Source organism: Leptospira ilyithenensis (genome assembly GCF_004771005.1).
GTDB classification, from domain to species: Bacteria; Spirochaetota; Leptospiria; order Leptospirales; family Leptospiraceae; genus Leptospira_A; species Leptospira_A ilyithenensis.
This window is the reverse complement of the sequence record NZ_RQHV01000007.1, coordinates 65,753-80,033: the sequence shown is the minus strand read 5'-3', so window position 1 is coordinate 80,033 and position 14,281 is coordinate 65,753. Positions and strand designations below refer to the sequence as shown.

At 40.7% G+C, this 14,281-nt stretch carries 14 protein-coding genes; 6 read left to right on the top strand and 8 right to left on the bottom strand.

Going from position 1 to position 14,281, the window contains the following annotated elements:
- Positions 1-17: 17 nt before the first annotated feature.
- Positions 18-758, bottom strand: a complete 741-nt coding sequence (locus tag EHS11_RS02155; RefSeq protein ID WP_135762782.1) for a class I SAM-dependent DNA methyltransferase — start codon at positions 756-758, stop codon at positions 18-20.
- 79 nt (positions 759-837) lie between these two features.
- On the opposite strand from EHS11_RS02155, the gene EHS11_RS02150 reads away from it, so the two are divergent.
- The 4 genes from EHS11_RS02150 (at position 838) to EHS11_RS02135 (ending at position 5,040) form a co-directional block, all read left to right on the top strand.
- Positions 838-1,947: a hypothetical protein gene (locus EHS11_RS02150; RefSeq protein WP_135762781.1), complete on the top strand. Its 1,110-nt coding sequence runs from the start codon at positions 838-840 to the stop codon at positions 1,945-1,947.
- Positions 1,948-2,457, top strand: a complete 510-nt coding sequence (locus EHS11_RS02145; RefSeq protein ID WP_135762780.1) for a chemotaxis protein CheX — start codon at positions 1,948-1,950, stop codon at positions 2,455-2,457.
- A 14-nt stretch (positions 2,458-2,471) separates the two neighbouring features.
- Positions 2,472-3,506, top strand: a complete 1,035-nt coding sequence (locus EHS11_RS02140; RefSeq protein ID WP_135762779.1) for an alpha/beta hydrolase family protein — start codon at positions 2,472-2,474, stop codon at positions 3,504-3,506.
- A 94-nt stretch (positions 3,507-3,600) separates the two neighbouring features.
- Positions 3,601-5,040, top strand: a complete 1,440-nt coding sequence (locus tag EHS11_RS02135; RefSeq protein ID WP_246047520.1) for a DUF342 domain-containing protein — start codon at positions 3,601-3,603, stop codon at positions 5,038-5,040.
- A gap of 8 nt (positions 5,041-5,048) precedes the next feature.
- Here EHS11_RS02135 and msrA read toward each other — a convergent pair whose 3' ends face one another.
- Together msrA and mtnA are read right to left on the bottom strand one after the other, a co-directional pair.
- The gene (gene msrA, locus EHS11_RS02130; RefSeq protein ID WP_135762777.1) at positions 5,049-5,558 is read right to left on the bottom strand and encodes a peptide-methionine (S)-S-oxide reductase MsrA; all 510 of its coding nucleotides are present in this window, start codon (positions 5,556-5,558) and stop codon (positions 5,049-5,051) included.
- A 6-nt stretch (positions 5,559-5,564) separates the two neighbouring features.
- The gene (gene mtnA / locus EHS11_RS02125; RefSeq protein WP_135762776.1) at positions 5,565-6,635 is read right to left on the bottom strand and encodes an S-methyl-5-thioribose-1-phosphate isomerase; all 1,071 of its coding nucleotides are present in this window, start codon (positions 6,633-6,635) and stop codon (positions 5,565-5,567) included.
- Between the two features lie 112 nt (positions 6,636-6,747).
- Between mtnA and EHS11_RS02120 the strand changes: the two genes are divergently transcribed.
- Positions 6,748-7,014, top strand: a complete 267-nt coding sequence (locus EHS11_RS02120) for a sigma-54 down-regulated protein (RefSeq protein ID WP_135762775.1) — start codon at positions 6,748-6,750, stop codon at positions 7,012-7,014.
- Between the two features lie 27 nt (positions 7,015-7,041).
- Here the strand turns inward: EHS11_RS02120 and EHS11_RS02115 are convergent, their stop codons facing one another.
- Genes EHS11_RS02115 through EHS11_RS02100 form a run of 4 tightly spaced genes read right to left on the bottom strand, consistent with a single transcriptional unit; the run spans position 7,042 to position 11,286 of the window.
- Complete coding sequence (locus EHS11_RS02115) at positions 7,042-7,758, bottom strand: hypothetical protein (RefSeq protein ID WP_135762774.1); 717 nt, start codon at positions 7,756-7,758, stop codon at positions 7,042-7,044.
- A complete protein-coding gene (locus EHS11_RS02110) occupies positions 7,755-9,575 on the bottom strand; it encodes a CHAT domain-containing protein (RefSeq protein ID WP_135762773.1) in 1,821 nt (606 codons plus the stop codon). Before EHS11_RS02110 ends, EHS11_RS02115 begins: the two co-directional genes overlap by 4 nt.
- Positions 9,576-9,587: 12 nt before the next feature.
- On the bottom strand, positions 9,588-10,325 hold the full coding sequence (locus tag EHS11_RS02105) for a hypothetical protein (protein WP_135762772.1): 738 nt from the start codon (positions 10,323-10,325) through the stop codon (positions 9,588-9,590).
- 43 nt (positions 10,326-10,368) lie between these two features.
- A complete protein-coding gene (locus tag EHS11_RS02100) occupies positions 10,369-11,286 on the bottom strand; it encodes an RNA polymerase sigma factor (protein WP_135762771.1) in 918 nt (305 codons plus the stop codon).
- Between the two features lie 45 nt (positions 11,287-11,331).
- Here EHS11_RS02100 and EHS11_RS02095 point away from each other — a divergent pair, with 45 nt between their 5' ends.
- Positions 11,332-12,276, top strand: coding sequence for a M23 family metallopeptidase (locus tag EHS11_RS02095; RefSeq protein ID WP_135762770.1), 945 nt, complete (start codon positions 11,332-11,334; stop codon positions 12,274-12,276).
- 76 nt (positions 12,277-12,352) lie between these two features.
- Here the strand turns inward: EHS11_RS02095 and EHS11_RS02090 are convergent, their stop codons facing one another.
- Positions 12,353-14,248, bottom strand: a complete 1,896-nt coding sequence (locus EHS11_RS02090; RefSeq protein WP_135762769.1) for an AMP-dependent synthetase/ligase — start codon at positions 14,246-14,248, stop codon at positions 12,353-12,355.
- Between the last annotated feature and the right edge of the window lie 33 nt (positions 14,249-14,281).

Below are 14,281 nucleotides of genomic sequence, written 5' to 3'. Positions count from 1 at the left end.
CAGATTGAAAAAGGAAGTCAAGATCTCTTTTTTGCTACGACGAGAATCCTTGCCCCTGTTTTTAAGTATTTCTCCTCAGCATAACTTCCATAAACATGCAATATTTCAAATTTGGCATCATCTAAAAAAGTTTGTATCTGCGGATAATGAAAGACTCTCATCGTATGACGGTCCTTCACATCTTTCGAATTCAGATTATAAATGTAATTCACTTCCACAATGGCGATATCGTCTGCTCTTGTCATACGAAATCCACGGTTACGGCGGATGGAAATATTTCCCTGACGAACATTGCTAACAACGGTTATAGGCTTTCTTTTGATGCGATGGATTGGATCCGCATTCCAAATTTCAAAGACGATAAGTCCCGCTTGTTTCAGATTTTTATAAGTATTGCGAAGAAAACCGATGAGAGCATCATCGTTCAATAGATAATTGAAAGTTCCGTAAAGACACACAATGGCATCTACTGGTTGTTTTGCTACAAAATCTTCCATCTTACCATATTCGAAATGGCAATGGGGATATCGGACTTTTGCAATTTCGAGCATCCTTTGGGATGCGTCCACACCTAGAACTTTGAAACCCATGGCTTGGATTTCCTTTACATGTTCCCCAGTTCCGCAACCTATATCGATGATGGTTCCGATTTTATGTCTTTTGAAAGTTTCCCTGAGAAAATCGACTTCTTCCGAGAACTTTCTGCCGGCTTCTTCAATGGTAAAATAGTATTCGGCGAGCTCGGTATAAAGTTTCATTCTGTGGTTGCTTTCGGAGAGAAAATCATTTCAGAGATTTGGAAATCTGCCCGTTATAAAGAGTAACGGCAAATCTATCATGAAACGATATTTAATTCCTATTATTTTTTTTAGCACGGGGCTTTTACTCCAATTTTGGTTGTATTTTTCTTGGACCACATTCGGTCTCCTTCTCACTTCCACATTACTGCTTTGCCTTCTTATGTATGCAATCTCAGAAATGAGCACGGTTCCGGCTCAATTTGAAGAGAATGTTTCCACTATGGTTTCTGAAGAAACCGCTCCGGTAGATCCAAACCCGGAGACTCAAACCGCAAATTCGGAATTGATACCCGAGATTCCTTTCTTTTCCGACACCGATCCTGTTTCCATGGCAAAGGAATTAAAGAATAGGGACAACCGAAACCTTTTTTCGGAAACGGTCAAAGAATACATTCTACCGAAAAAAAACAAAAAGATATCCTCCACCTTATACGCGTATTATGATGGCTTCGGATTCACGGAATGTTTTTGGCAAAAAGACAGTCTTCTCATCGATTCGGAATCCAACGACTTGGATTGGGAAGAATATGAACAAAACAGAATATTAGAATTATTGCCTTCACTAAACAGATCGGGTCGTAAACTTTATTTGCCTCTTTCTTTGAACCAAAGTCTATTCGGTTTGATTTGTCTGGAAACAAAAGACAGATTTTTTGAAAATGAAATCAACTCTTTCTGGGAATCAACCATTCTGTTGTCCGAAAAACTTTTGGAGAAAAAAGAATACCATAAGGCACTTCGTGATCCCAAAACTTATCTATTCAACAAATCTCATTTTTATACTACTGCAAAGGATCGTTTTTATTCCCACCTTCACCAAAATCTGATCCTTCTCAAATTTATCAACTCCTCTCATTCGCAGGAATTTGCAATCTGCTTGAACGAAGCCGTAAAAAAGAAAGGATTCAGCGATATCGGCTTATTCCAACTGGAAGATCACATCATCGCAGGCTTCATTCCGAATTCCAATTTGGAAAAATTTACAACTTTCATTCAATCCTTTGTGGAAGAATTGGATTCGCTGGACTTCAACTGCGAACTGGCATTAGGTTATTCTTCAAAGACGGAACCGGGGATTCGATTCGACCAATGGATCAAAAAAGCCTATCGATCTTTGGAAGACAGCATTCTGCATAATGCGGCATAGATGGATCCACTCCTAGACGAAAAATTCATCTTAAGCGTTTCTCAGGTTCTGCCGGAACATTTTCAGAAAACACTCCAAGTCCAGGCGGAGAGAGAGGCTTACGGTCCTTCAAAAAACGAAGGATTTTGTTATGAAAATGCCACCTGTGTAGAATTTGTGGGGGATCTGAATGGAAAAGTTTATCTGGGATTGGACGGCTACACCAAACTTAAGTTACTTCCTCGTATTGCAAAATCGTTTCAAATTGATTCCACATCCAAAGCACATTCCTCCTCCATCATGATGGAATTTGCCAACCAAATTAGTGGGAAACTTATTTCCGAAATGCGACTCGGGCGATTTGAAATAGACATTCTACCTCCTGAAAACTTAAACCACAAGCTTGTCCCTATCTCTTTGGAAAGGTACAGACAATACATTTTGATTTTTTTTCTGAAAGACAGACGGGAAGAGGAATACCTGGGAAGACTTTATACAATTTTATTGCTGGAAAAATACCCGCAGAAATAAATATTTGAGCCAGCATGAGGCAATATCTCCTCTCCTTTCCACTGATCTCCCTTTACGGCGGACTCATAAAAAATAAAAAGATTCAAAGCGAATCGCTCACTCTGAAAAACAAAAGAAGAGCGAGCGTATATTGGCCCGCGGGCAAAAACAGAAACAAGCTTCCGGGCATTTACCTTCAACATGGGATGAGCATTCTTGGAATTGATGATCAAAGAATCATCGACCTCGCGGAGAATCTTGCTTATTGCGGATTTAGCGTCATCCTTCCCGAACTAGTAGAAGTAAGAGGATTGTTACTTAAAGCAGAAACAGTCGACCATATAGAAGAATTGGGAATCGAACTTTCGGACAATCAGTTGTGGTATGACGGAAAAAGATTCGGATATTTTTCCGTGAGTTTTTCGGGTGGAATGGGCCTTATCGCTTTTTCACGCCCCAAATTGGCCGAACGGGTTTCTTCCATTATGGCAGTAGGTGCTTATTCGGACTTTTTAGATACCTTCCCCTTTGTTTTCGAAAATTACGATGTAGATAATTATGGAGTTCTGGTTTTACTTTACAACTTAATCAATCGTTTGGAACCCAAACTAGCATCCGAACTTTTGCCTGTTTTTTACGAAGCTGCAGTTGACAATGCTCTACTTCGAACGAAAGAAACTGCAAAAGCACCTGTGCTTTTGAAAAAAACCAAAAAGGTTTCTCAGGATTTTTATCACAAAGTAACGACTTCCACTTCCTTCCGCGAAGAAGTTGCCAAACGTATGTTAGCTTCGTACGACACAAGCATCCTCAAAGCCTTTTCTCCCTATCATAATATAAAAGGTCTCAAAGCACCGGTTTCCCTTTTGCATGGAGAAACGGATCCGGTCATTTCGCCTAAAGAATCGGAGAAATTAGCCGACTATTTTCAAGAAAAAAACCATAAATTCATATTCCGAACTTCAAGTGCGCTTGTCCATGGCGACCAATTGCCCCTTCACACCCAAATTGCAGGAATTCCGGCATTATTGCAAACCTTCGGATCTTTTTTCAAATGGTTAAAGAATTGAGATTATTCTTGGCTTTTTATAGCAATTTGCCGATAATTTAACCAGAATGGATAGCGCCCAGAACAAAAACCCAGAATTCAATCCGGAAAGGGGTTTGCGAGTTCAAATTTCTGATGACCGTCTAACAGCTACTTTAGTAGCAAAACCATTATGGTTGATCGGCGGGATATTGGACAAATATGTGATATTGGAATCTATTGAAAAAGTCGGAATTCATCCGGATCGCATAACAATGAATGAACTTGACAAAGCAGTTACGGCCATTGACAGTGCGACTAAAGATGCCAGCCAACAAAAAGCCCAAATCGAATTCATTATTGCAAGAGGGATTCCCGCCAAACAAGGTAAAAGCGGTTGGATCAAGTTTTTTTTCCCGAGAGCGCAAAGAGTTGTAGTAAAAGAAGACGGAAGCGCTGATTTCAGAAATATCAATAAATACATACATGTCAAAGAGGGAGACAAACTAGCTACCTTATTCGAAGGAGTTGCCGGCGAACAGGGGACAGATGTTGAAGGAAAGCCAGTTTATCCCAATCCGATCGACAGACCCAAGATCACTCTCGGACGAAATGTACTTCCCAAGACTGTGGAAGATGCCGAGAACCCGGGTTATACCGTAAAAGAATTTTATGCCGCAGTCAGCGGTGCCGTTTTCTCCACAGACAATTCACTCACCGTATCTTCCGAGTTAAATATTGATTCAAGCATAGGACTTGGAACGGGAAATATCAATTTTGACGGTACCATTAAAGTAAAAGGAACCATCGAAGAAGGTGCCGTTGTAGTATGCAGCGGATCTCTTTACTTGGATGGAAACGTCGAGTCCTCCGAAGTTACGGTCGGCGAAGACTTGGAAGTAAAGGGCGGAGTCAAAGGAAAGGGAAAAGGAATCATCCGTATCAAAGGAGATCTTCGTACCAAATTCATTGAAAATGCAATTATAGAAATCGACGGAGACTGTATCGTAGAAAACTTTATCCTCGGTTCTAAAATCTTTTGTTTGGGAAACATAATCCTAACCGGAGAGACATCTTCTCTGGTCGGATCGGAAGTCCTTGCTTTCAAAGGCGTCACATTATCCTCGTTTGGTTCCACAGCGCAAATGGATACAACCATCGAAGTGGGATTTCATTACAAAAACGACCGGTTATTTACGGAAGGTTCCAGCAGACTCGTCCAATTGGAAAAAGAACTGGAAGCGGTTTTACCTGAAATTCAAAAGATCAAAGACATTGTACAAAGATCCCGCGGAAAAATAGACGATGCCCGCAAACTTAAATTCAAGGAAGTATTCGATAATTACCAAAAAAAATCGAGAACCCTTGAACTTTTAAAATCAAAAGTAGAAGAACTCAAAATGACTCGTTATAACAATGAGAATGTGAAAGTTGTGGTTCGAAATACCGCGCACCCCGGGGCAACTATCAAGTACAGACGGCAGATTGAAAAACTGACAAAAGCGCAAACTGCTTTCATCATGAACTTTTTCCCCAATCAGGACAAAGCAATGATGACAGCCTTCAAAGCAAAATAACTCCCTTTCTACAACTTTAAACCAAGTTTGTCCAGCTTCGGAGGAATTACATAATTGCAGTATGGATTCCCCGGGTTCAACCGGAAGTAGTCCTGATGGTAATCCTCTGCCATATAAAATTCCGGTAGAGGAGAAATCTCGGTAACGATCGGATTGGAAAATGACTTTGCCGCATTCTTTTTGGAATCCTCAGCTATCTTTTTTTGAGCTTCATTCTTATAAAAAATAACGGACCGATACTGAGTTCCGACATCATTCCCCTGTCGATTGAGAGTGGTAGGATCATGAGCCTTCCAGAAGATACCTAAAATCTGAGAGAGATCTATTTGGTCCGAGTCAAATTTTACTTGGATGACTTCTGCATGACCTGTGGTACCAGTGCAAATCTGTTTGTAAGTGGGAGATTTTACGGTGCCGCCCGCATAACCGGACTTTACCGAAAGAACTCCGGGAATTCTAAGATATACCGCTTCGGTACACCAAAAACATCCTCCGCCCAATGTAATTTCTTCTTCCATAATGCCTCACTTCTTTAGACGAGTTTTGATTTCGCCCGGAGGAAAACATCCGAACTCTGTAATAAAATTTTTAATAAACGAGCTGGGAGTGATATCGAAAGACGGATTGAGCGCCCGAGCCCCCACTGGTGCGGTCATTCCTTCGGGTACAAAAATCTCTCCGTTTCCATCTTTCAAAAAATCAAAACGAGTTACCTCTTCTTCCCTTCTCATCTCAATCGGGATTTGAGATCCTGTTTCCAATTTCAAATCAAAACTATCCTTCGTTGCACATACGTAAAAAGGAACCCCATGTTGTTTTGCGGATATAGCCAATGTATAAGTTCCGATTTTATTTGCTGTATCACCGTTTGCAGCAACACGGTCGCACCCCACCAGAACTGCATCGATTTTACGATTGTTAAACAGCCATCCGGACATTCCGTCCGTAATGATATAACATTCAATTCCTTCTTCCATCATTTCAAATACAGTCAGCCTCGAACCTTGCAAGAAAGGTCTCGTCTCATCCGCATACACGATTACTTTTTTTCCCGCATCCCGGAGAGACCGGATCACTCCCAATGCGGTTCCGTGTCCTGCCGTAGCCAGCGCTCCTGTATTGCAATGAGTGACGATATGAATTTCGTCTTTGGATTCTGAAAACAAACTTAATCCGTTTTTGCCCAGGCTCAGGTTGTCGGAAAGATCATTCTGCATAAGTTCCAAAGCAAGCTTTTCCCAAATGACGGAAACTTCCTCCCAGTTTAACGAGTGTTTTACTCTATCTTCCGCTTCTTTCAATGCATAGGAAAGGTTGACTGCCGTGGGCCTGGACTCCATTACACTTGCCAATAGATTTTTTAAATCGTTCGGTGAGACTTCTCCTGATTTTGATTTCGCCCCGAGAGCAAGCCCGAACACTCCTGTAATGGCAATGGCGGGCGCTCCCCTAACCGCCATTTCACGGATAGCTGAGATAGTCTCATTTGAAGTCGTAATCTTCAGAAATGTCTTTTTTCTAGGGAGGGAACGTTGGTCGAGAAGGGTCAATTCCCCTGTTTTCCAGGAGATGGGCGAAAATCGGTCAGAAACCATAGGTCATTTTTTTTTAAACCCGACGGAAAAAAATTAAAAAAAACATTGACATTCTATGGAGCAGCGCACAAAAATGAATAGTGCATTGCACAACTAAAACGAGGAACCGAAAATGGAAAAACAAGTAAAAGACAGTTTAAACTTTATCTTAGGCGCAGTAACTACTGCAAAAACGGAAGCAGAATCAGCGTGGACCAAAATCAACACTGAATTCCAAAGCCTAGCCGCAAAAGGTGCACAAGACCAAAGCGAAGTATCTGTAAATTTGAGAAAATACCTCCAAGACGGAATTTCACAAATTGATTCCCTTATCGGAAAAGTAAATACTACTGTTGCTGACGCGAAACAAAAAGTAGCTTCTGCAACTTCTAAAGCTTAAGAATCCCTTGGGTTCAATAATCCCCGGTTAGGCGATTCTTTCCGGGGCCTTTTTCATCTCTTCCTCCAAATCACAAAACCCTTCTCCCAAGCTCTCTCTTAAAAAAACATAAACGGAAGATTCTTCCGAAAAACTATTGTATCTGACTTCGAAAGATGTAGGATTAAAATTTGCGATTTGCTTCAAACGAAGATGAAGTAAGGACAGGATAAGTTCTTGAAATCGTAAAATCCCTTCTTCCATATTCCAATTTTTAAAACCCATCCACTTCTCTATTGCATAGATCAAAATATGATCGGAAGCCAAATGGGAAAATTGAACCGAATCCTCTGCGATCTTTACAAACAAATCTTCCCAGAGAAGGGCCAACTCATGTTCTTTGTTTTTGCAATCATAAGCCTGGCAGATGGAAGCACCGTAAAAGGAAAAATTCTGACTTTTAGGATCTCCCGTAAAGATAGGATGAATCATACATCCTATCTTTTTCCCGTCCCGATTCACATAACCGAGAAACGGACAATTATAAGTCATTTCATCCTTTTTGGGAATCCCGTTTTCCAACTTTTCTCTGGATTGTCTGTAAGCGGGAAAACTATGGCGAATGGAAAAATTCACATTGGAATGAAATTCCTCGGTTCTATCTTGGAGAAGTTTTTTATAACCTCCTGTGTCCAGTTCCAAATTAAAAAGACCACAACAGGCACCGCAAGATACGTTGCCCTTGTTAGGATGGCATAAACTCAACCGGGGAATGTTTCCATTTTAAAAGTCTCCAGTCCGCTAAATACCAATTCCAAATCACCTGTTTCTTTTTTTTCTTTGAAATAAGTAAGATAGGGAATGGCGGTTTTTTTCTTATCATGAAATAAGACCAAGCTGCCCCGATAATTGATCAACTGTTGATCGATCGTTCGGTCTTTCACACCGGGTGCATTGATGAGTGCATAGGTAGGTTTGGTTCCTTTGAAAAAATAATGATGTTGGTTGCTTTCTGAAACCAAAAGTATATTTATTTTTTCCAGTTCCGAAAATTCCAACATCAAATTCTCTTGGAAAAATTGAAAGATAATGAGATAAGATTCCAAATCGTCTTTAGGAATCTGCTTTTCTTCCCAAGACTCCATCCAACCGATGATTTTGAATATGGTGTCTTTTTGCGCATTCAAAGTATCCGAAACGGATTCCATAAACGTGGAAATTTTCAATTTCTGAAAATCCCAAATACAACTATAAACCAATTCCCACCATTTGCGAATGCTAACCGCATCATCCGGGTTATTTGGGATCGCCTTGTCCATGGAATGAAATCTATGATCGCTGAATACGATCATACCTAGCACTTTGGAAAAACTTTCAAAGATAAATACCAAAGATTTCAAAAGATCGATCTGAGGAGTTGCGGTTTTCTGAAGAGATAAAAATTTGGAATAAGCAAGTGCTATCGGAGAAGGATAAAATTCGAATACAAGTGTAGGATTCAAAATTTTCTGAGCAGGCAAGCTGGTTCTTGGCTGCGTGATCAATAAAAAGTCGGGATTGCCGTATAACGCATAATTGGCCCACGTCAAATCGTTGGAATGGTAATTCCTTCTGGCAAATTCTTTTGCCAAAAACAAAGACTCTCCCACGGATTTTTCAGTGAATAAAAAAGTATAAAACCGAATCGTAAAATCAATCGTTCTTTCGTTGTCCAAAATTTCCCAATTGGTTCCGATAAAGGTTTTGATTCCTGCAGTTAAAAATGCCCCCGCGTATTGATTCAAAATATCTGTATTGAGTTTTTTGCCCGCCATCTTTGCCGACATACAAGAGTTTGAAAATACTATATCAGTATTGATCCCTGTGGATTTGATTTCACGTGCTTTCAGTATTTTACCGTCGGAAAGCAACCATCCGTTTTCCAAAGAATCATCTGAAAAATGCAAGTGCCCCGAATAATGAATCACATGTTTGTCTTTGATGAGAGAAAGTAACTTGAGTTTGGTGACCTGTCTTCCCCCGATAAATTCCAATTCCAGAAGGTGGGCGGGGACTTTTTGGCTCAGGATAGAAAATAAAACTTCCCCCTCTTTTTGAGCTCCCGGCAAATCCTCCGTGGGATCGGCAATGATCAACATTTTGATTTTTTCGTTGGATCTTTGGGGAGAAAGATGAAGTCCCCCTCGGATCGTCTTGCCGATCCGAAAACGATCCGACAGAAAGGAATTCCCATCATGCAAAAGTTCCCAAGGAATGAGCGCCAAAGCCGGATCTATATTGAAATGAATGCTTTTTTGGGATGTGCTTTTGAGTTTTTGAACGATGCTTTCCGGAAAAAACTGTTGGTAGAAGGTTTCTCCCAAAATCCGAAGGTCATGAAGAACATCCGCATTGACTACTTGGTTTTGGTTGTTAAGTACTGCCTGAGAAACACGTACTAGGCTGTCGACTTCGCTGATATATTCTAAAATAAGATCATCGTCGATGGTGGATTGAATATGAGATTCTTCGCCCGGAATATTTCCTTCCAGAACATTGAATATATTTACATTTCCGACTCGGTCGATGATGAGAGAAAGCATCTCTCCGAAAGACTAGCCAACTAGAACGGACAAGTCAAATGATTTTGAGCGTCCAATGGCGAGAAACTCAATACTGTAATTTCCAGGTTTGAGTCCGGAAAAACTAGCAGTTCCTTCTTGGGAGATTTTGCTCGAGAGAATGAATCTACCGTCTTTTTTCAGATTCACCTGATGGAACGGACCTTCTCCGTTTGTTTCGGCTTTTACGCTCAAATAGATTTCTTCCGGGGTTTCTTTGACGATCTGATAATAAAACCTTTGATTTTGAGTGGTGGTTTCTTCGAAAACGACGGAATTCGTGTCCGGAGAAGTTGCTTCCGCTGACGCACGTAAGCTGGGAGTCATAACAAGTGACTCTCGAATCTGTATCGTTTCAAGCAGACTGTCTATGATTTGGATGCCTTTGCTGGAAAGACGAAGAATCAAACTATCCTTCCTCTGCGGTTGCACCAGATTTTCATCAGTATAGTGTTTTAAGAACTCCGGCAACTCGTTTCCTGCACCAGATCCGAGAGAGAATTCGGCTTTTGCCAAATCCAATTTTTCCCGAAAGCTAGCAAAGCTATCCTCTTTGAAATGCAGGGATAAGTCGCCGAATAATCCTACTAAAGTCTCTTCTAATGATACATATTCTGCAAAATTTTCTTCTGAGGACAAAAGCAGATCTGAGGAGATGTCTTTGCCTTCCACAAACAATTGCTTGATTAATTGCGAATCGTCGTGCGCTTTATCTGAATCCGAAACTTCCATTGTCCCACCTCAACTAAGAATCCTAATAAGGAGACGAATTTTTTCAATTTTCTTCACTGAAATCTCGAAAATTTTTCTGAAATTTTTCCACCACTCGAAGTAAAGTCACACTGACTCCACCCTCGGATATCCCTAAAATGCGGGATATTTCGCGATAAGGAGTACGTACTAGGAAATGCCCTTTTTGCTTTTTTTCGATCAATTTTCGTCTTTGCTCGTATTTCTTTTTTAGTGAGTGATCTATCCGATCCCGCAAATGAGCCGCTTCAATCGAATCACCAGTTGCTTTTGTCTTCTTTTGTTCCTTTAAATCAAGTATATTTAAATATAATGAAGTGATTTTGTCTTCATTGCGAAGGTTGTCCTCTTCTTTGTCAGAAAGATTCTCCCGTAAGGCCATGATCTCTATTTGCAAATCTACAGTACTGATATTTGCCTTTTCCGAGATGTAATTCACCTCTTCTTCTGTTAGGTGAAGGTAATAAATAAAAGAGAGTTTGAATACAACCCTACTTTCTATTTTCACTTCCTGAAGTGCGACTTGAAATTTTTCGGAAATGTCGATCGCTTGCGTTTGCTGCTCTGCGCGGGTATCAGGTTCGTCTTCGATCGTGTTATACTCTTTCCCGTCTTTATTGACCTTTCCCAAGGAATGGATCTTTAATTCCCGTTTGGTTCTTTGCCAATCAATGAGAAGGTTTCTTAATACGGAAAAAAACCAAGTTTTGAAACTGGATTTGCCGACGAAACTTTGGAATCTCTTTCCGGTTTTGAGCCTCTCGAACGCATATATATAATAATCGGAGGCATCATCTTCCGAAAGATGAAAAACCCGGATCGGGAAGTTATATATATCTTGGGAAAAAATGTCAAAAAATTTCCGAAGTGCGGCCTCTTCCCCTGTTCCGCTTTTTTTTACAATGTCTAGGATTTCTTCATTCGAATATGCAACAGCTGGCATTATCTTCTTTCCTGATTTGAACCCGATCGGAATAGTTTCATAAATATGAAAAGAAGTCTTCGAAAGATTGCCCTTCTGGCAAGTTTTCTTTTATTTTTAATACCGTTTTCTTTACTTTTTATAACACTTCATTCGCAAACGGTTGGGAAACCCGAATTTCAGTGGCCGATCCAGGGTTTGGATCTTCCTTCCCTGATCACAAGTAGCTTTGGGGAATCCCGAAAAGACCATTTTCATAACGGATTGGATATCTCCTCCGTCTTTCAACCTGTGCATAGTCTGGAAAACGGCTATGTTCTCTACTCCCGTTACGGAGAAGACAATCCATTCGAAGAAGAGAGAGGTTCGGGAAATATTCTTTGGGTGGCGCACAAAGACGGTTATATCAGCGGCTATTATCACCTAGCAGGCTCTCGTCACGAAAATATCCGAAACAAAATAGAAATAGGAGCCGGGGAAGTGATCGGCTCTTCCGGAAATACGGGTCATTCCACGGGGGGGCATTTGCATTTTGTTTTGGGCAAGGATTTCGGAAAAACCTTACTCGACCCTTTGGCATACCTTCCTCCGCAAGAAGATACAATGTTGCCTCAAATTGCAAATCTCTTTATCCACGTAGGAGAAACCTATACAAATATCAATGATGGAGACAATATCAATGTTTCCAAAGCATTTCCACTGACGGTCAGCGTGTTTGACGGGGGAGTGAAAAACAGCCAACGCAGGGGAATTCGAAATATCGAATATATCTTCAACGGAGAACCGATGGGCAAAACATCTTTCGACTCCATTCATTTCGATAAAGGAAAATGGAAAACTGCAAATGGGCTTAGCTTTGATGACCTTTACTTCAAAGATCGTTACCTGGTAGGAGTCTTGAATTTAAAAACGGGGGAAAACATCATCAAGGTCATCGCTTCCGACTTTTCCAACCAAAAATCGGAAAGAACTTTTAGCGTGAATGTAACCAGGATCGCTTCCGGAAACTGAGCAAAGACCGCAGACCAAAAATTTTGCGGGGAGAACTTCCCCGCGGGAAGGAACCGGATCTAAAGAAAATAAAGTATTATTTGTACATCTCTTCTATGTTTTCTGCATACTTTTCGGTAATCACATGTCTCTTTAAGGAAAGTTTGGCGGTAAGTTCGTCCCCTACTTCAAATGGTTTGGATAGAACTGCAATCTCCACTACTCTTTCAAAAGATTTGAATCCTTCCCCCGCATTGATCTTGGTTTTAACTTCGTTTTCTATCTTTTCCTTTACCTTTGTCGTTTTGGCAATTTGAGATAGATCCGTTCCATACTCAGATAATGCCTGTATGTTGGGAACAATCAGTGCTGATAAAAATTTACGATCTTGTCCGACTACCATACATTGGTCGATAAATTCGGATTCCAGAAGTTTTGCTTCGATAGGAACAGGCTCCACATTTTCTCCGCCCAAAAGTACGATGGTTTCCTTGGTTCTGCCTACGATTTTCAAACAGTCGTTTGCCGTAAAAATTCCTAAATCCCCCGTATTCATCCAACCGTCTTTTAAAACTTTGGAAGTAGCCTCCGGGTTTTTGAAATAACCCTGCATCACTTGAGGACCGTTTACATGGATCTCTCCCTTTCTACCATATTCGATAAGGCCCAAGGTAGTGTCCAAAAACACTTCACCCGTCTTCCAATCTACTAACCGGATCTCAGTACCTCCGTAGAGAGGACCAACTGTTCCTGCGACCAGATTGTCCTGTGTTCTCACTGCAATCACAGGAGAAGTTTCCGTCATTCCGTAACCTTCCAGAACAGGGATTCCTATCGTATTGAAAAACTCATCCACATGAAACGGCAAAGCCCCTCCGCCCGAAACCGAGCCTCTTAGATTGCCGCCAGTCGCCTTACGAATCTTAGATAATACAATGGAATCGAATATAAGATAAGGAACCAAAGAAACCAAAAACAAAAAAAGACTGGAGATAAAATCAAATACCTTCCGAAAAAACGGTTTTGATACGAGTCGCAGATCTCTTCCTTTCAAAACCTGTAGAGTCCGAAAATGAGTTCTAGCAAGGTTCGTAGCTATGGAGAAAAATAATTTTTTAGTGGTAGAAGCTTTTAAAATATTTCCCTGGATACCTCCGTAAATACTTTCCCACAACCTGGGTGCGGATGCCATAAATGTAGGTTTCACAATTGCCAAGTCTTCTTTCAAGGAACGAACACTCGTATAATAAGTGCAAGCTCCGTTGGCCATACTGAAGATTTCAAATATCCTTTCAAAGATATGCCAAACGGGCAAAATGGAAAGTGCCCGATCATCCTCTTCCAAATTGATAGGCATATAATCCACTTGAGAAAGTATATTTGAGTGGCTAAGCATTACACCTTTGGGAGCGCCCGTTGTTCCTGAAGTATAAATCAAAGTGAAAAGATCGTTTCCCTTGATCCGACTCAACCTCTCTTCCAATGCTTTAGGGGATTTTGATTTTGCGATTTTTCCTTTCTCAATCACATCGATAAAGTTTTGTAATTTGAATTTACTTGATTTGACCGAACCTGACTCCAAACCGGACTCATCCAATACAATGATCTCTTTGAGAGAAGTAAGTTTGGATTCAACTTGGAGAATTTTTTTCAATACGTTTGCATTTTCCACAACCAGAATTTTAGATTCGGAATGATTGAGAATGTATTCTATGTCTTGTTCCGTAACATCAGAAGCTCTGGGTACATCGGCAGCGCCCGAGAAACAAATTCCAATGCTCGTGACCATCCAAGCATAACAGTTGTCAGCAAATAAAGCGATCCTGTCTCCGGGCTCTATATTATCCAAACCCTCGCTGAAACTATAGGCGTCATCTATCAGTTCGGAATATGATTTGGAAAGAAATGTTTTGTCGGCTTGTTTTGTAGCAAAGGCCGGCTTATTCGGGTATTTTTTTTTGAGACCTAAATAAAACTCTAAAAGATTTTGCATGGAACCTGTCTCCTATCTGAGTGGGTTCCTATC

What these genes read in the sequence shown, in the direction of transcription:
- EHS11_RS02155 (WP_135762782.1), bottom strand. Translation starts at nt 758, where the DNA reads ATGAAACTTTATACCGAGCTCGCCGAATACTATTTTACCATTGAAGAA.
- EHS11_RS02150 (WP_135762781.1), top strand. Translation starts at nt 838, where the DNA reads ATGAAACGATATTTAATTCCTATTATTTTTTTTAGCACGGGGCTTTTA.
- EHS11_RS02145 (WP_135762780.1), top strand. Translation starts at nt 1,948, where the DNA reads ATGGATCCACTCCTAGACGAAAAATTCATCTTAAGCGTTTCTCAGGTT.
- EHS11_RS02140 (WP_135762779.1), top strand. Translation starts at nt 2,472, where the DNA reads ATGAGGCAATATCTCCTCTCCTTTCCACTGATCTCCCTTTACGGCGGA.
- msrA (WP_135762777.1), bottom strand. Translation starts at nt 5,558, where the DNA reads ATGGAAGAAGAAATTACATTGGGCGGAGGATGTTTTTGGTGTACCGAA.
- mtnA (WP_135762776.1), bottom strand. Translation starts at nt 6,635, where the DNA reads ATGGTTTCTGACCGATTTTCGCCCATCTCCTGGAAAACAGGGGAATTG.
- EHS11_RS02120 (WP_135762775.1), top strand. Translation starts at nt 6,748, where the DNA reads ATGGAAAAACAAGTAAAAGACAGTTTAAACTTTATCTTAGGCGCAGTA.
- EHS11_RS02110 (WP_135762773.1), bottom strand. Translation starts at nt 9,575, where the DNA reads ATGCTTTCTCTCATCATCGACCGAGTCGGAAATGTAAATATATTCAAT.
- EHS11_RS02105 (WP_135762772.1), bottom strand. Translation starts at nt 10,325, where the DNA reads ATGGAAGTTTCGGATTCAGATAAAGCGCACGACGATTCGCAATTAATC.
- EHS11_RS02100 (WP_135762771.1), bottom strand. Translation starts at nt 11,286, where the DNA reads ATGCCAGCTGTTGCATATTCGAATGAAGAAATCCTAGACATTGTAAAA.
- EHS11_RS02095 (WP_135762770.1), top strand. Translation starts at nt 11,332, where the DNA reads ATGAAAAGAAGTCTTCGAAAGATTGCCCTTCTGGCAAGTTTTCTTTTA.
- EHS11_RS02090 (WP_135762769.1), bottom strand. Translation starts at nt 14,248, where the DNA reads ATGCAAAATCTTTTAGAGTTTTATTTAGGTCTCAAAAAAAAATACCCG.